The sequence below is a fragment of the Saccharococcus thermophilus genome (assembly GCF_011761475.1).
In the GTDB taxonomy this organism is placed as follows: Bacteria; Bacillota; Bacilli; order Bacillales; family Anoxybacillaceae; genus Saccharococcus; species Saccharococcus thermophilus.
The window spans coordinates 2527477-2549585 of record NZ_JAASRS010000001.1 but is presented as its reverse complement, the minus strand read 5'-3'; the positions used below and the strand labels follow the sequence as shown (position 1 = coordinate 2549585).

Here is a 22109-nt window from a genome sequence, read left to right as displayed (position 1 = left end):
GATAGGGTATCTCTGAAATGGATTTAGAATAGAGGGGGGATATTTCCTCCACACGAGAGACTGAATATTCAGTCTCTTGTGTGGAAAGGGAGAATCCTCCTATTTTGTTTATTTACAATATTTGGTTAACAATAACGTTCTTCAAACATTCGTTGAAGAGCTTCCTGCGCTTCGGCAAATCCTCTTAACTTTCGCCCTGCCCATTTCTCATTAAAATCTTGGATGGTCAAATACACGACTTTTTCCGCGGCTTCTAAACTGCTCAAACTGTTCATCGGCTTTAGACGTTTCCGAATCTCTTTGATCGTTCGTTCGATGACATTCGTCGTGTAAATCACACTTCGAATACTGCTTGGATAATCCATAAATGTAAGGAGGACATCCAACTCATTGGCCCAAGACTGAACTTCTCTTGGATATTTGCTGGACCATTTCGACTCAAACTGTTGAAACATTTGTAACGCCATCTCCTTATTCGGCGCGCGATAAATCAGCTTGAGATCCTCGGCCACTTCGAATTGGTCTTTTTTCCGAACACGGCTGAGGGTGTTGCGGACTTTGTGCACGACACAGCGCTGCACATCGGCTTTCGGATACACCGCCTTAAAGGCTTCCTCCAGCCCCGGAAGGCCATCGAAGACGCCAAGAAGCACTTCCTTGACGCCTCTTTGGTAGAGGTGTTGAAGAATTTCCTGCCATCCATAGGCGCTTTCTTGTCCTCCCACGAAGAAATCCAGAATTTCTCGATACCCTTCTTCATTCACTCCTAACACCACATAAATGACTTCTTTCTCTACCGTATCGCGGCGAAGTTTCACGTACAAGCCGTCCAAATATAAGACAGAATAACGTTTGGATAGTGGACGATGGTGCCATTTCTCGATGTCTTCTTTCACGACATCGGTAATACGGCTGATCGTCGCTGGAGAATAAGCATTTCCTAGAATTCGTTCGATAAACTTGCCAATTTCCCGTGTACTCATGCCACTTTGATACATCCTAATGATGGCTTCCTCCAGCCAGCCGGTGTGGCGTTGATAAGGGGCAAACAACTGTGTTTGAAATTCCCCGTTTCGGTCTCTTGGAACCAAAAGACCCTCAATCCGGCCATATTGCGTATCTAGATTTCGCTGATAGTAGCCGTTTCTCATATTCGGCGTTCCAGCCTGTTCGATTTCGAGGAAATGTTTGATTTCTTCCCGCATAATCAGCTCTAATTTTTCCTTCACAAACTGACGAATGACACTTTCCAGTTGATTTGCCCAGTCGACATTCGGTATACTTCTTTTAGACATAGGTAGGGTACTCCTTTCTCTAAGATTTTTGGTCCAATCAGAGAATACCCTACCTTTTTTCTTTTGTTCTAGCAAAATGCTTTACACAAACTTTTATACATCATCACAAAGCTCATACTATTATTTTCTTTGTATTCGGTTACCCAACGGTTGAAGGAGATGTTATAAGCTAGCCTTAGTTCTCAGACTACTTGGGTAATGAGCTTGTCTAAGCATAATTCAATCGCTTGAATCTTGCATTTTTTTATCAAGATGAAAGCGATAAAAAGTAACGATGATTTTCGGAGGAGGAACGCAAGAATGGCAGATTGGCTTGACCATGTTATGGCTGAATTAGATATGATTCATGATAATTGATTACATCATGAATTTTGTGTAAGCTATTGGGAACATTATAACCTTGACATAGTACCTCTAAAGTAGACACAAAATAAACATGCCCCTAATGGTTGTGTTAGAATCACATTATGTGTAGAAAATTAAATCATTTTTTATAAGCCGACTTAACTTTCTTTTCTAACTTGAAGATTATGTAAAAAAATAAACGACATAGATAATACAGGTAAGACTACAAGTTAGAAAGGATGGAAGAATTAAATGAAATTAAGAATGACATACTCGAGTTGGCTTATTTTGTTCACTCTTATAGGTTTTGAAACAGTTCAATATCTCACTCAATATTTGCTTGAGGATATTATCGGCGGTAGGATTACTTCTTTGGTTATATCTGTGGTGTCAATTCTTGTGTCTTTTGGAATTCTTCAATACTTTTTAGTAAAACCGATTTTCCAGTTAATCGAACAGGCGCAAGCTATTATAAATGGTGATGTAAGCCAAACGGTTCAAGTCGAAGCAAAAGGCGACCTTGAAGTACTGGCTAGAACAATAAATAATATGACTGAAAGCTTACGAAATCTGGTTATAAAGCTTCAAAACGATTCAAATGAATTAGCTAATTTCTCTAGTTCGTTATCTGAATCCGTAAATCTATCTATGAAAGCAACAGAAGAGTTATTTGCAGCTATCCAGCAGAGTTCCGCAAGTGTTCAAGAGCAAAGTGCTAATATTGAAGAAATTCAAGCAACGATTGAAGAGATAAACGCTGCTATTGAGGAAATCAATGCTTCCGCACAACAAGCGAATTCTGTTACGGATGCATCCATAAAAACTTCACAAGAAGGTGTTGACGCAGTTGAGCATGTTGTTCAACGACTAACATTGGTTGCGTCCGCCTCTGAAAAATTAAAAAATACGATTTCAAGACTCAGTGACGAATCTAACGAAATTGAACAACTTGTGAGTGTAATTACGAATATTAGTGATCAAACCAATTTACTTGCATTAAATGCAGCGATTGAAGCCGCCCGTGCTGGTGAGCATGGGAAAGGTTTTACCGTTGTAGCCGAAGAAGTTAGAAAACTAGCCGAAGAAAGTGCAAAAGCTGCAAAAAATATTATTGAAATTGTTAGTCGAAATAAGAAGAGTACAGATGAAGCCGTATCTGAAATCGATAAAGTTAGAGATGAAGTGATAGAGAGTCAAAATTTAGCTGATAAAGCAAAATCAGCACTCTCCGTCATCATGTCTGTGACAGAAGAAATTAACGCAAATACTACAAATATTGCAGGTGCTGTGGAGCAGCAAGCTTCAGCAATAGAACAATTAAATCGTGCCGTTGATTCCATCGCAAGTGCTGCTCAACAAATTTCAGCTGGAATACAAGAGTTAAATGCGACTGTTGAGGAGCAAGTACAAACTGCCCGAAATTTAGATGCATCATCAAGCGTACTCCAAGAAATGGCTAGAAATTTAGAAGAAGTTACAAAAGGATATGTTGTTACGAGTGATGCTGAAAACAAATAGATCGTAAAATAGCCCTTTGCTTGGAGCCCTCGTCAAATGAAAGTGGACAAACCCGATATTTTGAGGAAGAGGGTTCCACGTGAGGGCACTTTCATTTTACGTGAGATTGAGCTGAAATTCAAAAATAATCGTTAATTTGTGTTAAGATATAGGGTATCTCTGAAAAGGATACGGAATTAGATAAGGGACTGGTTTCTTCCAACAGGATACGGAATATCAGTATCCTGTTGGAAAGGGAGAAATCCCTTATTCATTCATTTACAGTATTTTGTTGATGATAACGTTCTTCAAAAAACATTCGTTAAAGTGCTTCATGGGCTTCGGCAAATCCTCGCAACTTTCGTTCTGCCCATTTCTCGTTAAAATCTTGAATGGTCAAATATACGACTTTTTCCGCGGCTTCTAAACTGCTCAAACTGTTCATGGGCTTGAGACGTTTCCGAATCTCCTTGATCGTTCGTTCGATGGCATTGGTCGTATAAATCACACTTCGAATACTGCTTGGATAATCCATAAATGTTAGGAGGACATCCAACTCATTTGCCCACGATTGGACTTCCCTTGGGTACTTGCGAGACCATTTGGATTGAAACTGTTGAAACATCTCCAATGCGATTTCTTTATTCGGAGAACGATAAATGAGTTTCAGATCCTCCGCCATTTCGAATTGGTCTTTTTTCCGAACACGATTTAGGGTGCTGCGGACTTTGTGAACGACACAACGCTGCACATCCGCTTTCGGATAAACGGCCCGAAAAGCTTCCTCCAGCCCCGGAAGACCATCAAATACGCCCAGAAGCACTTCCTTGACGCCTCTTTGGTAGAGGTGTTGAAGAATTTCCTGCCATACATAGGCGCTTTCTTGTCCTCCCACAAAGAAATCAAGAATTTCGCGATATCCTTCTTCGTTCACCCCTAACACCACATAAATGACTTCTTTCTCCACGGTTTCGCGACGAAGTTTTACGTATAAACCATCCAAATATAAGACGGAATAACGCTTGTGCAGTGGACGAGTGTGCCATTTCTCGATGTCTTCCTTCACTACATTGGTAATACGGCTGATCGTTGCAGGAGAATAGGCATTGCCTAAAATTCGTTCCATAAACTTGCCAATTTCACGCGTACTCATGCCACTTTGATACATCCTGATGATGGCTTCCTCCAGCCAGCCGGTGTGGCGTTGGTAAGGAGCGAACAATTGGGTTTGAAATTCTCCGTTTCGGTCTCTAGGGACCAAAAGACCTTCAATCCGGCCATATTGCGTATCTAGATTTCGTTGATAGTAGCCGTTTCTCATATTCGATGTTCCGGCTTGTTCTATTTCGAGGAAATTCTTGATTTCTTCCCGCATGATCAGTTCTAATTTTTCCTTTACAAACTGACGAATGACACTTTCCAGTTGATTTGCCCAGTCGACATTCGGTATACTTCTTTTAGACATAGGTAGGGTTCTCCTTTCTCTGGAATGTGTTATGGCTAAATCAGAGAATACCCTACCTTTTTTACTTTGATCTAGTAAAATGCTTTACACAAAATTTTATACATCATCCTTCATGTGACGGAAACATCTTATGCATTAGAATTATGTAATCGCGCAAAGCGTTTCGCTTTTCAAACACTGATCCGGGAAAAACGATGGGGACGAAAATTACATCAAGAAAGTCTGCATATCGTTGTGAAGAAAAAATACGGACTGAATGACTATTTTGCCAACAGTGCAGTTCGAGAAGCAAATGCTCTTTTCTTCTCTCTAATGGAATTAAATAAAATGCACATTCAACAGACAGAAGAAAAAATAAAAGACGTGAAGAAAAAACGGAAAACAGAACGAACCAAACTGACGAAATTACGCAAAATCAAAGAAAGTTGTATCAAAGGAAACCTACGGTTTCCGAAAAATACAAACTTTGCTTTGCAGAAGAGCGGAATCATTTCTCTTGAATTAAAAAACAGATCTTTGATTTGGATGAATTCCTATTTGTTTGAACATCGTTATTTAGATGTGGAATTGAAACGGACGAAAGCAAAAATCGGTCGTTTAACACATCGTTTGTATCGATTAGAACAAAAGAAAACGAAATTAAAAGAGTATATCCCAAGTGTCGTGTTCGGAGGCAAAAAGTTATTTAAACAACAATTTACGAAAGAAGAATTTATAAAGGACCACGAGTCTTGGAGAAAACTATTTTTAGCTGCCCGAAATAAAGAAATGATCATCTCTGGGCGAAAGGATGCCGGCTCTGGAAACTTTGTGTTTCGCTATAATCCAATTACAAAAGAACTTCATATGAACTCGATTACAGGAAAGGTAGTCACCTTTCCAAGAGTAATATTCCCTTACGGCCAAGAAATGGTGAATAAAACGGTGACAGATCAAATCCAATGTAAAAACAAGAAAGAATACGGAAAACCAATCTCTTGGTCCGTGGAAGATCACGGGGAATACTATATCATCAAATGTTTGGTGGATGTAGAATCGAATCCATATATTCATTTTTCTACCTCAGACGGAGTGATCGGAGTAGATTGCAACTACAATCACATTGCTTGGACAAATGTTTCGAAAGATGGTAACTTTTTGGAAAGTGGAAAATTAACGTTTTCGATAGAAGGGAAAACTTCGGGCCAGATTACAAAAATCATTGAAGCAGAAGCTATTACTTTAATATAAAAATGTTGTTCATTCAAGAGCGCATTGTACCAGTATCTTACTCTCGTCACCGGAGCAGATGGCGATTCTAGGAGCTGGATGCATTGCAATGCGTTCTTTGGATGCCATACGAATGGAAGATGGTGTACCTTCTATGTGAGCTGCATCAGCAGACATATAGTTGGTCGTCTCGAAAGGACACTTCGGACATCTTGTATGGCTACTCCTCTCGTTGAACGGAGGGGGTTCTTGGAACCTTTGAGCAACTACGGCCAAAGGAAACAAGAATCCCCCACTTCCACCGGTATTGGCTGGTAAGTGGGGGTAGTTCAATGTAAAATAAAATATGGTGTTCCCTCATAAGAGCACAGACGCGGAATGGCATGTGATGTTGGATGATTTTTTACGGTGCGGAGGGGGTGCAATGGAACAACATCATTTTTTCTTAAAAGCGAATTGGTCTGGTGGAAGAAATGGCGACGGCTTTATTGACGCTGGCCAGTTGAAGACGAAAGTTTCCGTTCCATCGGAAATGAATGGCCCAGGAATTGGGACAAATCCAGATGAGATGTTGTTAGGCGCAGCAGCAACATGTTATTTGATTACGCTTGCGGCGATGTTAGAACGTTCTTCCATTCCGGTCGATGAGCTCATAATGGAATCAGAAGGAATTGTGGAAGTAGAGCGGGGAGTAATTGCCTACAAAACGATCATTCATCGCCCTGCGATTACATTGGCTGCCGATGCGACGGACAAAGATGTCCAAAAAGCAGCGCTTCTTACGGAAAAGGCAGAAAAAAGCTGCATGATATCAAGAGCGATAAAAGGGAATGTTGAGATGAAATTAGAAGCGGATATACGTATTTCATCAGGTAAATAAACAGAAAAAAGTAAAGAGGGAAGGGCAATGTATGCAAATGATATGATTTATCAAGAATTAGTGCAAATTTGCGGGAAAGAAAATGTACTGCGTGATGAACCGCTGAAATACCATACGTTAGTGAAAATCGGCGGCAAGGCGGATTTCCTTGTCTGGCCGACGACGTATGAACAAGTCGTTGACGTTATTCGACTGAAAGAAAAATATCAGCTTCCTTTTACATTGCTTGGCAACGGATCGAACGTGATTGTCCGTGACGGCGGCATTCGCGGCATTGTCATGCAACTGAAATATTTGAATAGCATCCGATGCGAAGGAGAGAAAATTATCGCGCAAAGCGGTGCCGATATTAAAGCCGTTTCCCGATTTGCCTTGGAACATAGCTTGACAGGGCTTGAGTTTGCCTGCGGCATTCCAGGTTCTGTCGGTGGCGCGATTATGATGAACGCGGGAGCCTACGGCGGGGAAGTAAAAGACGTGCTCGATCATGTGAAGGTTGTCACGCAAAAAGGCGAGCTAAAGACGATGTATAAAGATGATTTGCAATTAGGCTACCGTACGAGCATTATCAGCAAGACGCACGACATTGTGCTCGAAGTCGTGTTTCAGCTCGAAAAAGGCGATCCGCAAAAAATTAAAGCAAAAATGGACGATTTAACGTTCCAGCGCGAATCAAAGCAGCCGCTTGAGTACCCATCGGTCGGCAGCGTATTTAAACGCCCGCCTGGATATTTTGCCGGCAAGCTGATTCAAGACAGCGGACTGCAAGGAAAAGGAGTCGGCGGCGCGGAAGTCTCGACAAAGCATGCCGGGTTTATCATTAATAAAAATAATGCGACTGCCGCCGATTATATCGCGACGATCGAAATGGTGCGCAAGACGGTGAAAGAGAAGTTTGGCGTAGAGTTAGAATTAGAAGTAAAGATCATTGGCGAAGATTGATGAAAGGAAGAGAATCCGGACTCAAATGGAGAGTTCGGATTTTTTCTTTCATAAAGGAAAAAGTAGATTTAACATTTTTCCCGAGAAGTCTCCCTTCCTCTAAACGGAGGGAAGGAGGGAGAGGAATCGGGAGGTTTTTGATTCTCAAAATCGAACATATGTGCTATAATCAAACTATCCTATAAGGCAAGGAAAGAAGGGATTCTCATGCTTCGTGGCCAAAAAGTGTTCTTCCGGGCATCGAAAGCGAATTTGGACCGCTTGTACGCCTGCAATCGGGAATCCGCCCGTGTTTGGAATGAATGCCTCCGCTTAGCCAAAGAACACTTCCTCCAGCATGGGTACTGGATTACCAAAAGCGAGCTGCAAAAACAAACGAAAAAGAAATTCCATCTTCACAGTCAATCGATTCAAGCGGTCTGCCACAAATACCTCTTTGCAAGACAATCTGCTCACCACGCGATCCAACAAGGACATGCTGCTCGTTATCCCTACAAGAAAAAGAAGTATTTCCCAACGAAATGGGCGAAAGACGGTTTCAAAGTGTATGAAAATGGAAAAATCGAACTGTCGATGGGCATTCATCACGGAAAACGGGAAAAGCCGATCGTCGTGTATGTGTCGCATCTGCCAAAAGGAACGATCAAAGAAATCGAATGCTGCTTTGATCATGGTCTTTATTTGGCCGTGACGTATGAAGATGGACAAAAGGCAACAGCGTACAAACTGGGTTTCTCCGTCGGAGCCGATCTTGGAGAAATACACACCATAGGCGCGTTTTGCGAAAACGGGCAAGCCCTCCTCATCACGGGAAGAAAAATACGCTCCCTTCATCGGCTGCGGAATAAAAAACTGGCGGAGATCCAGCGGCGCCAATCGAAATGTCAAAAAGGATCACGCCGGTGGAAAAAGTATGAGCGGGCGAAACAATATGTGTTATCGAAATCCGAAAGACAGCTGCGGGATGCGCTGCATAAAACGACCAAACAATTTGTCGGCTGGTGTTTGAAGCAGTCCGCCTCCGATGTGTATATCGGAAACGTCGAAGGAGTGCAGCGGAACACGAGAAAGAAAAAACGGGCAAGCCGCAAACAAGCGCAAAAGCTCTCGAATTGGTCATTCGGGAAAGTGAGGAAGTATCTCAGTTATAAGCTGGCTCAGCATGGCATTCGCACGCATGAAATCGAGGAGTCGTATACGAGCCAGACATGTCCTGTATGCCAAAAGAGAAAAAAAGTGTCTTCTCGCCTGTTTGTATGCCGGTGTGGGTATGAGGAGCATCGGGACGTTCATGGAGCGAGAAATATCTTAAGCAAGGGGCTGCATGGCACCTTTAAACACTGGAACGTACCAACGAAGCTGACGTATCTACGGATTGCGTAAGCAAGAAGTAGTAGAAGGGTTGGACCGCCCCATCGGTGTGATACCGATGTTGCTTACTGGACCTATCAAGAAGGCTTCCGATGCATTCATCGAGTGGAAAGAGACCGCCTTCTTCTGCGCAGAAGCTTCTTCGATGGAAGTGGTAAGAAACTCCCACCTCTTCATGGAATGAAGGTGGGAGAGGTTCATTGAAGGAATTAATTTTCTATCAACCGGCAAAAGTAGTTTTGCAGATTGATGGGGAGAAACATCTATTTGAGCGGGCTTGGCTCATAACGATATCAAACCATCCTTATTATGGGGGAGGAATGAAAATAGCGCCGTCAGCGAAATCGGACGATGGCTTGTTCCGCATCATTGTCGTCGATCAAATATCGCGGTTAAAAATATTGCTATTATTTGTGACGGTTTTTTGGGGCGGGCACACAAAAATGAAGGAAGTGAAAGTGTTTACCGGGAAACGCATTCATATACATACTAGTTCTCCTCTTCCATTGCATGCCGATGGGGAAAATATCGGTTCAGGAAGCGTTTCGGTTTGCGTGCAGGCGAATGCGCTGTCTGTGATCCGCGCAAAGACAAATTAGTCAAATATTTTGCAGAAATTATAGAAATAGATGAGAAGTGAAATAAATAGATGGGAAGTGAAATAGTGGAGGAAAACGAAATATAGGGTGGAAAGCAAATGTTAAAGCAAGTAGTGCTGCTGATTTAGTATGAGAATAACACAAAATTTGGTATAACAAAAAGGAGGGATTGCCTTGTTAAACGTAATTATAGGGATTGCAATTTTGCTTGTAGGATTGTATTTTATGTTTAAATTTTTTAGAAGTTCTCCCAGCCTAAAAAAACGAGATGAGCACAATAAAAAGAATCCCACAGATGATTCTATCTATCCACCTAATACTCCCAATGGTGGAGGACATTAGATTTTAAAGGTAAGTAACACTACCTTTCTCTCCAAAAGCAACAATCTATACGAAAACATCCTTTCAAAAAGACGTCTTATCTTTGTTTCTGTGTATGAAAAAAGAGGATCTATGTTCTTATTATTGAACATAGCATCCTCTAATCATTATATTATATTTAAATTACTTTCCATTTTTTTATTATTCATCTTGTTCATCTTGTTTGCCTTGATGAGAAGGTTTGGCAGCATGATTCTCTGCTTTTTCTTCTTTGATTTTCGTTACCCTGATTTGCCATTTTGCAGATGGGTGTTTTTTTACGTTATGACGCGGCTGTTCTGTTGCATGTTTAGCGGATTGTGGATGTTTTGCCGGTTTGACGTCGTGATCCTCTGCTTTTCCTTCTTTTGTTTTCATTACCTCAATCTTCCATTTTGCAGATAGCTGTTTTTCAACGTTATGGCGCAGTTGTTCATGATGAGTGGATCGTGCATGTTTTGCCGGTTTAGCGTTTTCCATCGGCTGTTTTGGTTTGTTTGCTTGCGTTGTGGTGGTTGCTTTGTATGTTGCGCTTGCTTGTGCCGCATGAGTTTTTACCGTTGTTTGATTTGCATTCGTTACATCTGCTGTTGGTTGTTCGGCTGTATTGGTTGATTTGTCTTTCGTTTCTGCATCATTTGTTGGCTGCTTGTCCGTGGTTGCTGTTTTGTCAGTTGGTTGTTGGTCATCGTCTGCCTTTTCTTTAGATTGTTGTTTTTCCTCCCATTTTTCTAAACGTTTTTCCGTTTTCTCTTCTAGCTTTTCTTTTGCCTTTTCAATGTTGCGGGCCAGCACTTCTTTGACGTGAGGATTTTTGACTTTTTCTAGAGCTGCTTGTAAGGCAAGAATATTTTTCGAGAATTTTTCTTCTAGTTGTTTACGCAATGCATCTATGTTGGTTGCTGTTTTTTCGTCTTTTTGTTTTGCCTCGCCTCTTTGTTCCGTATCTTCTTGGTCTTCTTTTTGGCTTTTCTCATATGTTTTTAATGCTTCGTCTTGCTGCTGCAATGCTTTTTCTAGCACTTCTCTCGCCGATTGTGTTTCGCCTTTTTCTAAAAGTGCTTTTGCTTCAGCGATGCGGTTTTCGGTAAACTCCGCGAGCATTTTCGCTTTTTCGACATCATTGAAAGTAAGGGGATGATGTATAAAATTTTGTGTAAAGCATTTTACTAGATCAAAATAAAAAAGGTAGGGTATTCTCTGATTGAACCCAAACATTCCAGAGAAAGGAGAACCCTACCTATGTCTAAAAGTATACCGAATGTCGACTGGGCAAATCAACTGGAAAGTGTCATTCGTCAGTTTGTAAAGGAAAAATTAGAACTGATCATGCGGGAAGAAATCAAGAATTTCCTCGAAATAGAACAGGCCGGAACATCAAATATGAGAAACGGCTACTATCAACGAAATCTAGATACGCAATATGGCCGGATTGAAGGTCTTTTGGTCCCTAGAGACCGAAACGGAGAATTTCAAACACAGTTGTTTGCCCCTTACCAACGGCACACCGGCTGGCTGGAGGAAGCAATCATTAGGATGTACCAAAGTGGCATGAGTACACGGGAAATTGGCAAGTTTATCGAACGAATTCTAGGAAGCACCTATTCTCCTGCGACGATCAGCCGTATTACCGATGTCGTGAAGGAAGACATCGAGAAATGGCACACTCGTCCACTGCACAAGCGTTATTCCGTCTTATATTTGGATGGTTTATACGTAAAACTTCGTCGCGAAACCGTGGAGAAAGAAGTCATTTATGTGGTGTTAGGGGTGAACGAAGAAGGATATCGCGAAATTCTTGATTTCTTTGTGGGAGGACAAGAAAGCGCCTATGTATGGCAGGAAATTCTTCAACACCTCTACCAAAGAGGCGCCAAGGAAGTGCTTCTGGGCATATTCGATGGACTACCAGGGTTGGAGGAAGCCTTTAAGGCGGTTTATCCGAAAGCCGATGTGCAGCGTTGTGTCGTTCACAAAGTCCGTAACACGCTCCATCGTGTTCGGAAAAAAGACCAATTTGAAGTGGCCGAGGATCTCAGGCTGATTTATCGCGCGCCGAATAAGGAGATGGCGTTACAGATGTTTCAACAGTTTGAGTCGAAATGGTCAAGCAAGTATCCGAGAGAAGTTCAATCTTGGGCCAATGAGTTGGATGTCCTCCTTACATTTATGGATTATCCAAGCAGTATTCGAAGTGTGATTTACACGACGAATGCCATTGAACGAACGATCAAGGAGATTCGGAAACGTCTAAAGCCGATGAACAGTTTGAATAGTTTAGAAGCCGCTGAAAAAATCGTATATTTGACCATTCAAGATTTTAATGAGAAATGGGCAGGGCGAAAGTTGCGAGGATTTGCCGAAGCACAGGAAGCCCTCGAGCGAATGTTTGAAGAACGTTATCATTAACCAAATACTGTAAATAAACAAAATAGGGGGATTCTCCCTTTCCACACAGGAGACTGAATATTCAGTCTCCTGTGTGGAGGAAACTAGTTCCCTATTCATTCCAAATCCATTTCAGAGAAACCCTACCCCCATTATATTACACAAAATTCTTGACGGTACCAGTAAGGGCCAACTCTATTTTTTCCATCATCGTTTTGACGAAGTAGAAAAAGTCGCCAGGTAAAAGAGATGGAGCTTGCGTGCTGGCATTGACTTGATTCGCGGTGCTTGTTGGCGCTGTGGTGTCCGTGCTGGCGAATGTAGGAGAGTTGCTGAAGGAAAAAGCAACGATGGCAGCCAGCGCACCGCTAGATAGAACGCGATAAATCGATTTTCGTTTCATATGTATCCCTCCCGAGACATGTTCATTTGTGGTTTCGCTATATGTATTCGTAAAGAAATCCGCTTTTTTTGTTTAAAAAAGGAGAAAGGGAAAAAGAATCGTTCCAGGGACATAGAAAGATGGAAAAGAAAGGAGAGTAACCATGTCATCGGTTCGATGATGAACGGAGAAAGATGATGACGAAAGTTTGGGTTTGTTGCAATAAACGTTTCCAAACGTGATCAGTGCAGAAAAAACAGATGGCTGATAAAAAACGCAGCTAATTATTTACAATCACCAAGGAAGAAACTGTGCAAATTGGCAATGAACTGTCTTTTTGCTATAATAACGAACAGAGTGAAATAGGCGATGGAGTTCGCCATAACTGCCTTTCGGGCTGATGACTCCTACCAATAATCATTATTGGTAGGAGTTTGTTTTTCCTAAGCAGGGATAAGGAGGTATAAGCAGTTTGTTAAACATCTCATCTATAAAAATGTATGAAATCATGTAAATATCTCCTGTTATTGGACATGGAGAGGTGGATGTTCTCCATCTTTTCCATCGCCTCCTGTCTCATGATAAAAAATCATCTCCCCCTTCCCCATGTAAAAAGGAGATGAAGAAGATTTGGCGAATATATGTTCTGAATAATCCAAACATAGGGGGAAGGCAAGGGGATGAAAACGGTTCGGGGGATGAAAATCGTTTCCAATGATGAAACACAACTTTGTTCATTAGATGAGTTGATGCGTGTCTTTGGTTCAGCGAAGCGATATGCGTTCAACCGTTTGCTGGGGGGAAGGGACGCAAAAGACATCATCAAGCACCTTCCACACCAATTTCGGCTCAACAAACGGTTTGCCGAAGACGCGGTCTTGCTTGTTCAATCACTGATTTCTTCTCAACGTGAGTTACTTCCGATGCGGCTGGAGGATGTGCAGGCGAAAATCGAAAAAACCGAGAAGAAAATCGATGAGTATCAACATGGAAGAAAAATACCGAAGAACGTCGATCTCCCAACATGTTTAGATGGATTACACCGACGATTAGAAAAACTGAAATCCAAAGAAGAGGAGCTGCAGCGCCATCTCGAACAAGGAACGATTCCATGTGTGATTTTTGGTGGAAAACAAAACTTTTATAAGCGCTTGAAAGGAAAAATCACGAACGAAGAATGGAAAGACTTACGCTCGAATCAGTTGTACGCCAGAGGCGATAAAAGCAAAAAAGGGAATTTGAATATCCGCCTCACCTATGACGACAAGACATACCAATGTTATGTAGAAATTGCGAATCCACTTGGACGACAAGAAGGGAAATACGCTCCACGCTTGAGGTTTCCTGTGTCTGTTCCTGAAAAATATGAAGAGGAAATCATCGATCTCGTCATGGGAGAACCAGTCGGAGTGAATGCAAAAGGCAAGCCGATCATCGAATATCGACCATATACCGTTGAAATCAAACGTAAGAACGGGGAATATTATGTCCATCTCATCTATGAAGAAGAAGTATATGGCAGGGAACTTGCCTATGATGAACCGATTCAAGCGGAACGAATCGCAGGGATTGACATCAATATTGACCGCATCGCCGTAAGCATCGTTTCAAAACAAGGAAACTTTCTTCAATCAAAGGTGTTTTACTGCCATGAACTCGAATATGTGAAAGCGAATAAGCGAAACAACATCGTTGGAGAAACCGTACGCGATGTGTATGACTGGCTGCTTCAAGAAAATGTCGGGGCAGTGGTCATCGAAAACATCCAACTAAGACAGCGGCACGATACGGACAAACGATTCAATCGCTTCACTCATAATTTCAAAAAGAAAAAACTGACTGACACCATCATTCGCCGGGGCTTACGGCTTGGGTTTCGCATCAAAAAAGTGAATCCGGCGTACACCAGCGTCATCGGACGTTTCAAGTATATGAAAAAGTATGGGTTATCCGTCCATGAAAGTGCCGCTTTGGTGATTGGAAGACGGGGATTAGGGTATCAGGAACGATTGCCAAAAGAACTCATCGACATCATAAAGACGAAAGTGAAACGCCATTTGATTGCGGTGTTAGGGTCGATGGAAGAATCCTACAAGCAATCGAAAAGCGGCAAGAAACAACGCCAATATATCGCGATGATGTTACGCAAAATTGAAAATTTCAAACAAGAGCATGAATGGTCATTATGGAATATCTTGCACAAATTCTGCTGGTTGAACCAGTATCAAATTCAACTGAGGGAGGTGTAGACCTGGTTACTAAAATCGTTGTCGTGTACTGACCGAGGGAAGGAATGGTGCACGACAGGTGCCGTCGCTAACAGCGAGCCACGGGGTGTCTTTCACAGCAGGTGAATGACAAGGGAATTCCCTTCCTGATGGAACTCGGTGAGAATCCGAGCGGCAGGCGATGTTTCCTGGTTCCATCGCGATGAGTCGATTTTTATAGATTTTAGTAACCAGGGATCTTGGTGGTTTATGTTGTCGTTGGTTTCGCTGGAATTGTCGGCGCGCTGCTTCGCTATTATTTAGGGTTATTTGTGGGCGATTGGTGGAACGGTTTATTTCCTTTGGCGACATGGCTGACTAACATGATTGGCTGTTTTGCGTTAGGATGGATGACTACGTATTTACCGCGGCTAAGCAATCTGCCTCCTTATGTAGCAACAGCGCTAGGAACGGGATTAGTAGGTTCGTTTACGACGTTTTCTACGTTCAGCGTGGAAACCGTTCAGTTGCTGCGCGCGTCCCATTGGGGAATGGCGTTGTTTTATGTTTTCCTCAGCCTATGCGGAGGATTGGCAATGTCATGGCTGGGATTTCGTTTTGGACAGGGCGGCTTGCGTACCCAAAAAGAAACGGCGAAGTAAGGAGGGAGACTTATGTTATGGAATAGCGCGCTCGTAGCGGTCGGCGGGTTTTTCGGCGCGATCGCGCGCTTCGGCATCAGCAATTGGATCAAACAGAAATATCCTTCTTCCTTTCCGCTCGCTACGTTATTGATCAACTTAGTGGGATCTTTTTTGCTTGGATATATTGTCGGAAAAGGATGGAGAGCTTCATGGAACCTTCTTTTCGGAACGGGATTTATGGGGGCATTTACGACCTTTTCCACATTTAAGCTTGAGAATATTACATTGCATTTGAATAAGCAGTGGAAATTGCTCATTCTCTATCTTGGGGTCAGTTATACGTTTGGGATATTGCTCGCATTTCTTGGCATGAAAGCGGCAGAAATGTAAAAGAAGGGCACACTATTGTGTAACGATCTATTTTTATGTAATATCTCAAGTATGGACGGAGAGGGTGAAATATGCCAACTTATTCAGACCGGACGAATGATATTGTCGATGTTTGCCTGTTGGCGGGAAAAATTATACTCGAAAGCGGTGGGGAAACATATCGTGTGGAAGATACGATGATGCGCATTGCCGCTTCCTTTGGCATTCCCCGTTCGCATAGCTATGTGACGCCGACAGGGATTATTTTTTCGATTGATAAAAAGAATTCGACGCAGTTTATCCGCATTTCCGAGCGCTCGACCGATTTGCAGAAAGTAGCAATGGTGAACAGCATTTCTCGCCGGATTAGCAAAGGAGAGTTGACGCTCGAAGAAGCGTATGAACAGTTAAAAGAAGTAGAAGCGCAAAAATTCGCCTACCCTCTTTGGCTGCAAGTAATCGCCTCGGCGATAGGGAGCGGTTGTTTTGCTGTTATGCTTGGTGGATGGAATAACTTTCTTCCTTCGCTTCTTTCCGGAGGAGCGGGATTTTATTGCTTTGAAATGGTTCATCGCCTTGTGAAAATTCGCTTTTTCGCCGAGTTTTTCGCTTCGTTTGTCGCCGGTGGATTGGCGCTGCTAATGATGATGGCGGGGTTAGGAACGGATTTAGGAAAAATGATGATCGGGTCGGTGATGCCGCTCGTGCCCGGATTGGCGATTACGAATGCGGTGCGCGACTTAATGGCGGGGCATCTTATTGCAGGGCTGTCCCGGGGGGCAGAGGCGTTTTTGACGGCGTTTGCCATCGGAACGGGTATTGCTCTTATTTTATCGATTCGTTAACGAGTAAGGGGAAACGTTGATGATTGTTCAGCAATTATTGCTCAGTTTTATTGCTTCGGCTTTGTTTGGGATGATTTTTAACATTCCAAAAAAATTACTAATCAATAGCGGGTTTGTCGGAATGGTCGGCTGGACGGTCTATTTTTTCTTGGCAGAACACCATTTAAACAACGTGATGGCGACGTTTGTTGCCGCTTTTTTCGTGGCCATGCTCAGCAATTTGTTCGCGCGGCTTTATAAGACGCCAGCTACCATTTTCAGCGTTTCCGGGATCATTCCGCTCGTGCCGGGAGGAACGGCGTTTGAAGCGATGCGCCATGTCGTTCTCAATGACTACAATGCGGCGATATCGCTTGCGGCCAAAGCGTTTATGATTTCTGGAGCGATTGCAATGGGATTGATTTTTTCCGAAGTCTTCAATCAGCTGATCAAACGGTGGCGGTCATGACGCATCCTAAACTTCGAATAGCGAAGTTTAGGATTTTTATTGGATTGCCAATAGTTTTTCTTGATTAATCAGTATGCCTAAGGTTGCAACATTTATTTCGAATATTATAATTATGTGTAATAACCATTTTCGAAACGCGTCCAATGTTTCGAAATGTTGACTATGATATCAGCGGGGGAGAGCATAATGAGGAATATCATCAACGAAATGAAGTCGGAAATATTAGAAATTTTTGACTACCTCCATCGCCATCCGGAAATTAGCTGGGAAGAGTGGAAAACGACACAGTTTATTAAGCAGCAGTTGCTAAAAGAAGGGTACCGCGTTCAAACGTTTGCGGATTGTCCTGGTGTGGTTGGGGAAATCGGAAGTGGAGCGTTGACGGTTGGACTGCGCAGCGATATGGATGCTCTTTGGCAGGAAGTGAACGGTGTCTGGCAGGCAAATCATGCGTGCGGACATGATGCCCACATGACAATGGTGCTAGGGGTGGCAAAGCTGTTTCACCGCATTGGCTATAAGCCGCCTGGGAAGTTAAAGCTTCTTTTCCAGCCAGCAGAAGAAAAAGGGGCAGGAGCGTTAAAATTTGTAGAAAAAGGCGTAGTCGATGACATTGAGTTTCTATATGGCGTCCATTTGCGGCCAATTCAAGAAGTGAAAAGCGGTTATGCGGCACCGGCCATTTTGCATGGGGCAGCGCAATGCATTGAAGGGCGGATTAGAGGAGTGGCGGCGCATGCGGCAAGGCCGCATCTTGGCGTGAACGTCATTGAAGTGGGGAGCGCGATTGTACAAGAACTAAGCAAAATTCATATCGATCCGCAAGTTCCGGCGTCCATTAAAATGACGAAGTTTCATGCCGGGGAAAAGAGTGCGAACGTCATACCGGATTACGCCGAGTTTACCCTTGATTTACGCGCGCAGACAAACGAAGCGATGGATCAGTTAGTGGAAGGATTGAATCACGTTGTGAAAGGGATTGCCGCTATCTATGACGCTGAGATCGAGCTGAGTGCCAATGCTCGCATTGTCGCCGCCAATCCTGATCCGCAGGCACAGCAATTCATGGAGCATGCGATTATCGACACGTTAGGAAAAGACAAATGCCTGCCTCCGGTCGTGACGTCAGGAGGAGAAGATTTTCACTTTTATTCCTTTAAAAAACCAGCGCTAAAAACGACGATGTTGGGGCTTGGCTGCGATTTAAAACCGGGATTGCACCATCCGCAAATGACATTCCGGCGCGAGGATTTATTAGTAGGCATTGAAATATTGGCAAAAACCATTATGGAAACATTTGAACATTTCCCGTTGCAAGGAGAGGCAGAAGGTGAATATCTCGCTGCGAAAAATTGAGACGATGGAAGAGCTGAATGAAATGGCGCGATTAGAAGCGGAAATATGGGGGGTATCTCCAATTCCGACCCATCAGACGGTGACGGCGGCGAAAAACGGCGGCATTATCATCGGCGCCTTTAAATCCGTGCTGTTTTCACCCGCCTCTTTCGCGATGGATGGGCGGTGGCGCATGTCATTCGCCGCGAACGTGAACCGGTCTTATATTATGGTGTGTAAGGCGTGACCAATTGCCGTTATAAGTAGGAGGATTACGGATGGGGATCAATGTAAAATATGTTGTATTACGCCATTTGCAGATGGAGCTGAAATCACCGTTTACGACAAGTTTTGGAACGTTTCGAAACAAAGAATTTATTTTAGTAGAGGCAATCGACGAAGATGGAGTGTCTGGATGGGGCGAATCGGTTGCCTTTTCGTCCCCTTGGTATAATGAGGAAACGGTAAAAACGAATTGGCATATGTTAGAGGACTTTTTATTACCACTATTGTTTCAAACTTCTTTGGAGCATCCTGACGAGCTGGGACAACGGTTTTCCGTCATTCGCAAAAACCAAATGGCAAAAGCAGCCATCGAAGGAGCGGTATGGGATTTATTTGCCAAAAAACAGCAGTTGCCGTTACATAAAGCTCTCGGCGGAACAAAAAGCAGCATTGAAGTCGGAGTAAGCATCGGTATTCAAAAGAATGTGGATGATTTATTACGGGTTATCGAACGATACGTACAGGAAGGATATCGCCGCATTAAAATTAAAATTAAGCCTGGATGGGATGTCGATATCATTCGCGAAGTCCGCCGCCGCTTTCCTGATGTTCCGCTGATGGCGGATGCGAATTCGGCCTATTCTTTGCAAGACATCGACCGTTTAAGAGCGCTGGACGAGTTTCAGCTGATGATGATCGAACAGCCGCTTGCCGCCGATGATATTGTTGACCATGCGACATTGCAGCGCCATATTAATACCCCTATTTGCTTAGACGAAAGCATTCATTCGATAGAAGACGTTCGAAAAGCGATTCAGCTTGGCAGCTGCCAAATTGTAAACATAAAAATTGGACGGGTCGGCGGTTTGACCGAGGCAAAGCGGATTCACGACCTTTGTCAGGCAAACGGCATTCCCGTCTGGTGCGGCGGCATGCTTGAAGCGGGGGTCGGCCGGGCGCATAATATCGCGATAACGACGTTAGAAAATTTCGCGATGCCGGGGGATACCGCTGCTTCTTCCCACTATTGGGAAAAAGACATTATTGTTCCGGAAGTGGTTGTGCATAACGGAACCATTGTGGTACCAGAGGCGCCTGGAATCGGCTATGAAGTCGATCGTCGGCAAGTGGACCGTTATACTGTGTTTGCGAAAACGTACCGTGCGCAATAAAGAAAAAAGGGCTGAACCGTCTATGTTCCATCAGCCCTTTTTACGTCTGTAGGGTGCATCTGCATATGGATGATCAACGCTCCTTTGGGTGTTGCGGGGAACTGCCATTTCATGCGGGAAGCGCTTCTAGATGCGCACCCATTTTTCTTAGTCTGTCATTTGATTGATACTCCTGTATTCGCTTTGACAAGAATTTCTTCGAATTTCTTGCTGTCCGCCTTTTGTGATGAAAGAAGCGTACCGACGATCGAAGCGATGAACCCTAACGGAATGGAAATAATTCCTGGATTGGCTAGTTTAAAGAGCGGTTCACCGACTAAAATAGCAGCGCCCGGTTCCGGCGACCAAACGTTAGGACCAAAGAAGACGAGCAACAGCGCGCTGAATAAGCCGACGAGCATCCCAGTGATCGCTCCGGTTGTATTAAAGCGGCGCCAGAAAATAGTTAAGACAATAATTGGTAAGTTGGCGCTTGCGGCAACGGCGAATGCTAGCGAGACCAGGAAGGCGACGTTCATTTTTTGCGCGAATAACGCTAGCAAAATCGATAAAATCGATACGCCGACGGACGCCCAGCGGGCCGCAACCATTTGTTCTTTTTCCGTTGCTTGGCCGCGGCGGAGAATATGACTGTAAAAGTCATGGGCAAAGGCGGATGCCGCTGATAAGACAAGCCCGGCAACAACCGCCAAAATCGTCGCAAATGCGACCGCGGAAACAAACGCGAAGAGGAAATCTCCACCAAGTGCTTGCGCCAATAATGGTGCGGCCATATTTCCCGCCGGATTGGCAGCGACAATTTTGTCGTAACCAACGAATGCGGCGGCGCCAAATCCTAAGAAGATTGTCAATACGTAGAAAATGCCGATAACCCATGTCGCATAGACGACCGATTTGCGTGCGGTTGGTGCGTCTTTTACGGTAAAGAAGCGAATTAAAATGTGCGGAAGCCCAGCTGTTCCTAAAATGAGCGCTAAATTGAGCGAGATGGTGTCAAGCGGGTCTTTGAATTTGTTGCCTGGATTAAGAAACGCTTCGCCAAGCGGCGTAGCCGTTTTTACTTCATTAAACATTTTGAAGAGGTTGAAATCGAATTTCGCAAAGACAATAATGGAGATGATAAAGGTGCCAATCATTAACAATAGTGCCTTTACGATTTGCACCCAGCTCGTTGCCGTCATGCCGCCAAAAACGACATAAATGGTCATCAGAATGCCAACAATAAGAACGGAATAGACGTAATCAAGCCCTAATAATAACTTAATGAGCCCCCCGGCTCCAACAAGCTGGGCAATCATGTAGAAAATGGAAATTGCAATCGTGTTCAGGGCGGCGACGCCGCGCACTTTTTTGTCATCAAACCGGGCGGCGATCATATCAGCCATCGTATATTTTCCGAGGTTGCGCAGCGGCTCGGCGACAATATAAAGGACGACTAAATAAGCAACGAGAAATCCAATACTGTAAAAGAAACCATCAAAACCGGCTAGTGCAATCATCCCTGCAATGCCTAGAAATGAAGCGGCGGACATGTAATCTCCAGCGATCGCCAGGCCGTTTTGCCAGCCGGTTAAGCTGCTGTCGGCTGTATAAAACTCGCTTGTCGTTCTTGTTCGTTTCGAAGCGAAGTAAGTGATCACAAGCGTCAGAGCCACAATGATTAAAAAGAGGAAAAAGGCTAATCCGTGCATTATGCGCTTCCTCCTTCCTTCGCTTCTTGTCTAATCTGTTCAACGATTTCGTCAAATTTTGCTGCGCGTTTAGAATAAAGGATGCATAATGCCCATGTCATAATGAATTGCGCAAACGCGAACAGCCATGCCCAGCTGATCGGACCGATTGCTGGTGAATTCAACGCTTTAGAATAGGACGTTAAAACAGGAAGCGCAAAGTAGAAAACTAAAAAGAATAGCGTGGCCGACAAAATGAAGTTTTTCTTTATCCGCATCAGTTGTTGAAATGATGGAGATTGAGCAATTTGGCTGTAATCGATTTGTGAGTGCTTTTCGAAAGACTGCTTTTGGATAGCCATAAAAATCCCCCTTTATTTTTTATTGGATAATGTGGATAATGGATAAAACAGTTTTCCTCCTTTCTTTGTTCACAAAATTGTCACAATTTTATTATATAT

21 protein-coding genes, 1 pseudogene and 1 riboswitch are annotated in these 22109 nt (G+C 43.5%); of the genes and pseudogenes, 16 read left to right on the top strand and 6 right to left on the bottom strand.

The window, feature by feature from the left end:
* Positions 1-125: 125 nt before the first annotated feature.
* Entirely contained in the window at positions 126-1295 is a 1170-nt protein-coding gene (locus BDD39_RS13220) for an IS256 family transposase (protein ID WP_166907073.1), read from the bottom strand.
* 597 nt (positions 1296-1892) lie between these two features.
* Between BDD39_RS13220 and BDD39_RS13215 the strand changes: the two genes are divergently transcribed.
* The gene (locus tag BDD39_RS13215) at positions 1893-3158 is read left to right on the top strand and encodes a methyl-accepting chemotaxis protein (protein WP_166911338.1); all 1266 of its coding nucleotides are present in this window, start codon (positions 1893-1895) and stop codon (positions 3156-3158) included.
* 301 nt (positions 3159-3459) lie between these two features.
* Here BDD39_RS13215 and BDD39_RS13210 read toward each other — a convergent pair whose 3' ends face one another.
* Entirely contained in the window at positions 3460-4602 is a 1143-nt protein-coding gene (locus tag BDD39_RS13210; protein ID WP_166911336.1) for an IS256 family transposase, read from the bottom strand.
* 327 nt (positions 4603-4929) lie between these two features.
* Here BDD39_RS13210 and BDD39_RS13205 point away from each other — a divergent pair, with 327 nt between their 5' ends.
* From BDD39_RS13205 to BDD39_RS13180, 6 genes are all read left to right on the top strand, one after another.
* Complete coding sequence (locus tag BDD39_RS13205; RefSeq protein WP_243846035.1) at positions 4930-5832, top strand: hypothetical protein; 903 nt, start codon at positions 4930-4932, stop codon at positions 5830-5832.
* Positions 5833-6235: 403 nt separating this feature from the next.
* On the top strand, positions 6236-6691 hold the full coding sequence (locus tag BDD39_RS13200) for an OsmC family protein (RefSeq protein ID WP_166911334.1): 456 nt from the start codon (positions 6236-6238) through the stop codon (positions 6689-6691).
* A gap of 27 nt (positions 6692-6718) precedes the next feature.
* Entirely contained in the window at positions 6719-7633 is a 915-nt protein-coding gene (gene murB / locus BDD39_RS13195; protein WP_166911332.1) for a UDP-N-acetylmuramate dehydrogenase, read from the top strand.
* Between the two features lie 207 nt (positions 7634-7840).
* Positions 7841-9016 carry an RNA-guided endonuclease InsQ/TnpB family protein gene (locus BDD39_RS13190; RefSeq protein WP_166911330.1) on the top strand — a complete coding sequence of 392 codons (1176 nt, stop codon included), beginning with the start codon at positions 7841-7843 and terminating at the stop codon, positions 9014-9016.
* Between the two features lie 188 nt (positions 9017-9204).
* On the top strand, positions 9205-9603 hold the full coding sequence (locus tag BDD39_RS13185; RefSeq protein WP_208404398.1) for a hypothetical protein: 399 nt from the start codon (positions 9205-9207) through the stop codon (positions 9601-9603).
* Positions 9604-9777: 174 nt separating this feature from the next.
* Complete coding sequence (locus BDD39_RS13180) at positions 9778-9945, top strand: hypothetical protein (RefSeq protein ID WP_166911328.1); 168 nt, start codon at positions 9778-9780, stop codon at positions 9943-9945.
* A gap of 180 nt (positions 9946-10125) precedes the next feature.
* Here the strand turns inward: BDD39_RS13180 and BDD39_RS13175 are convergent, their stop codons facing one another.
* Positions 10126-11067, bottom strand: coding sequence for a hypothetical protein (locus BDD39_RS13175; RefSeq protein WP_166911326.1), 942 nt, complete (start codon positions 11065-11067; stop codon positions 10126-10128).
* A 138-nt stretch (positions 11068-11205) separates the two neighbouring features.
* On the opposite strand from BDD39_RS13175, the gene BDD39_RS13170 reads away from it, so the two are divergent.
* On the top strand, positions 11206-12372 hold the full coding sequence (locus tag BDD39_RS13170) for an IS256 family transposase (RefSeq protein WP_166907797.1): 1167 nt from the start codon (positions 11206-11208) through the stop codon (positions 12370-12372).
* 136 nt (positions 12373-12508) lie between these two features.
* On the opposite strand, the gene BDD39_RS13165 is transcribed toward BDD39_RS13170, so the two are convergent.
* Complete coding sequence (locus tag BDD39_RS13165; RefSeq protein WP_166911324.1) at positions 12509-12754, bottom strand: hypothetical protein; 246 nt, start codon at positions 12752-12754, stop codon at positions 12509-12511.
* Positions 12755-13089: 335 nt separating this feature from the next.
* A riboswitch (Fluoride riboswitch) is annotated at positions 13090-13150 on the top strand.
* A gap of 263 nt (positions 13151-13413) precedes the next feature.
* On the opposite strand from BDD39_RS13165, the gene BDD39_RS13160 reads away from it, so the two are divergent.
* The 8 genes and pseudogenes from BDD39_RS13160 to menC all read left to right on the top strand — a co-directional run bounded on the left by BDD39_RS13160 (position 13414) and on the right by menC (position 19978).
* Complete coding sequence (locus BDD39_RS13160) at positions 13414-14982, top strand: IS200/IS605 family accessory protein TnpB-related protein (protein ID WP_166911322.1); 1569 nt, start codon at positions 13414-13416, stop codon at positions 14980-14982.
* A gap of 221 nt (positions 14983-15203) precedes the next feature.
* Positions 15204-15602, top strand: a complete 399-nt coding sequence (gene crcB, locus BDD39_RS13155) for a fluoride efflux transporter CrcB (RefSeq protein WP_341801495.1) — start codon at positions 15204-15206, stop codon at positions 15600-15602.
* 12 nt (positions 15603-15614) lie between these two features.
* Entirely contained in the window at positions 15615-15974 is a 360-nt protein-coding gene (crcB, locus tag BDD39_RS13150; protein ID WP_166911318.1) for a fluoride efflux transporter CrcB, read from the top strand.
* Between the two features lie 71 nt (positions 15975-16045).
* Positions 16046-16798, top strand: coding sequence for a threonine/serine exporter family protein (locus BDD39_RS13145; RefSeq protein ID WP_166911316.1), 753 nt, complete (start codon positions 16046-16048; stop codon positions 16796-16798).
* 19 nt (positions 16799-16817) lie between these two features.
* On the top strand, positions 16818-17246 hold the full coding sequence (locus BDD39_RS13140) for a threonine/serine exporter family protein (RefSeq protein ID WP_166911314.1): 429 nt from the start codon (positions 16818-16820) through the stop codon (positions 17244-17246).
* A gap of 186 nt (positions 17247-17432) precedes the next feature.
* Positions 17433-18602, top strand: a complete 1170-nt coding sequence (locus tag BDD39_RS13135) for a M20 peptidase aminoacylase family protein (RefSeq protein WP_166911311.1) — start codon at positions 17433-17435, stop codon at positions 18600-18602.
* Positions 18577-18723, top strand: a pseudogene (locus BDD39_RS13130) (GNAT family N-acetyltransferase); the annotation flags it as partial. The gene BDD39_RS13135 and the pseudogene BDD39_RS13130, both read left to right, overlap by 26 nt.
* A gap of 136 nt (positions 18724-18859) precedes the next feature.
* Positions 18860-19978 (top strand): o-succinylbenzoate synthase, encoded by a 1119-nt coding sequence (menC, locus tag BDD39_RS13125; RefSeq protein ID WP_166911309.1) that lies wholly within the window; start codon positions 18860-18862, stop codon positions 19976-19978.
* A gap of 155 nt (positions 19979-20133) precedes the next feature.
* Here menC and BDD39_RS13120 read toward each other — a convergent pair whose 3' ends face one another.
* Positions 20134-21669, bottom strand: coding sequence for a solute symporter family protein (locus tag BDD39_RS13120; RefSeq protein ID WP_166911307.1), 1536 nt, complete (start codon positions 21667-21669; stop codon positions 20134-20136).
* A complete protein-coding gene (locus BDD39_RS13115) occupies positions 21669-22010 on the bottom strand; it encodes a DUF485 domain-containing protein (protein ID WP_166911305.1) in 342 nt (113 codons plus the stop codon). Before BDD39_RS13115 ends, BDD39_RS13120 begins: the two co-directional genes overlap by 1 nt.
* Positions 22011-22109: the final 99 nt, after the last annotated feature.

What these genes read in the sequence shown, in the direction of transcription:
- crcB (WP_166911318.1), top strand. Translation starts at nt 15,615, where the DNA reads ATGTTATGGAATAGCGCGCTCGTAGCGGTCGGCGGGTTTTTCGGCGCG.
- BDD39_RS13205 (WP_243846035.1), top strand. Translation starts at nt 4,930, where the DNA reads ATGCACATTCAACAGACAGAAGAAAAAATAAAAGACGTGAAGAAAAAA.
- BDD39_RS13145 (WP_166911316.1), top strand. Translation starts at nt 16,046, where the DNA reads ATGCCAACTTATTCAGACCGGACGAATGATATTGTCGATGTTTGCCTG.
- BDD39_RS13200 (WP_166911334.1), top strand. Translation starts at nt 6,236, where the DNA reads ATGGAACAACATCATTTTTTCTTAAAAGCGAATTGGTCTGGTGGAAGA.
- murB (WP_166911332.1), top strand. Translation starts at nt 6,719, where the DNA reads ATGTATGCAAATGATATGATTTATCAAGAATTAGTGCAAATTTGCGGG.
- BDD39_RS13160 (WP_166911322.1), top strand. Translation starts at nt 13,414, where the DNA reads ATGAAAACGGTTCGGGGGATGAAAATCGTTTCCAATGATGAAACACAA.
- BDD39_RS13190 (WP_166911330.1), top strand. Translation starts at nt 7,841, where the DNA reads ATGCTTCGTGGCCAAAAAGTGTTCTTCCGGGCATCGAAAGCGAATTTG.
- BDD39_RS13210 (WP_166911336.1), bottom strand. Translation starts at nt 4,602, where the DNA reads ATGTCTAAAAGAAGTATACCGAATGTCGACTGGGCAAATCAACTGGAA.
- BDD39_RS13165 (WP_166911324.1), bottom strand. Translation starts at nt 12,754, where the DNA reads ATGAAACGAAAATCGATTTATCGCGTTCTATCTAGCGGTGCGCTGGCT.
- menC (WP_166911309.1), top strand. Translation starts at nt 18,860, where the DNA reads ATGGGGATCAATGTAAAATATGTTGTATTACGCCATTTGCAGATGGAG.
- BDD39_RS13135 (WP_166911311.1), top strand. Translation starts at nt 17,433, where the DNA reads ATGAGGAATATCATCAACGAAATGAAGTCGGAAATATTAGAAATTTTT.
- BDD39_RS13175 (WP_166911326.1), bottom strand. Translation starts at nt 11,067, where the DNA reads ATGCTCGCGGAGTTTACCGAAAACCGCATCGCTGAAGCAAAAGCACTT.
- BDD39_RS13215 (WP_166911338.1), top strand. Translation starts at nt 1,893, where the DNA reads ATGAAATTAAGAATGACATACTCGAGTTGGCTTATTTTGTTCACTCTT.
- BDD39_RS13140 (WP_166911314.1), top strand. Translation starts at nt 16,818, where the DNA reads ATGATTGTTCAGCAATTATTGCTCAGTTTTATTGCTTCGGCTTTGTTT.
- BDD39_RS13115 (WP_166911305.1), bottom strand. Translation starts at nt 22,010, where the DNA reads ATGGCTATCCAAAAGCAGTCTTTCGAAAAGCACTCACAAATCGATTAC.
- BDD39_RS13170 (WP_166907797.1), top strand. Translation starts at nt 11,206, where the DNA reads ATGTCTAAAAGTATACCGAATGTCGACTGGGCAAATCAACTGGAAAGT.
- BDD39_RS13120 (WP_166911307.1), bottom strand. Translation starts at nt 21,669, where the DNA reads ATGCACGGATTAGCCTTTTTCCTCTTTTTAATCATTGTGGCTCTGACG.
- BDD39_RS13220 (WP_166907073.1), bottom strand. Translation starts at nt 1,295, where the DNA reads ATGTCTAAAAGAAGTATACCGAATGTCGACTGGGCAAATCAACTGGAA.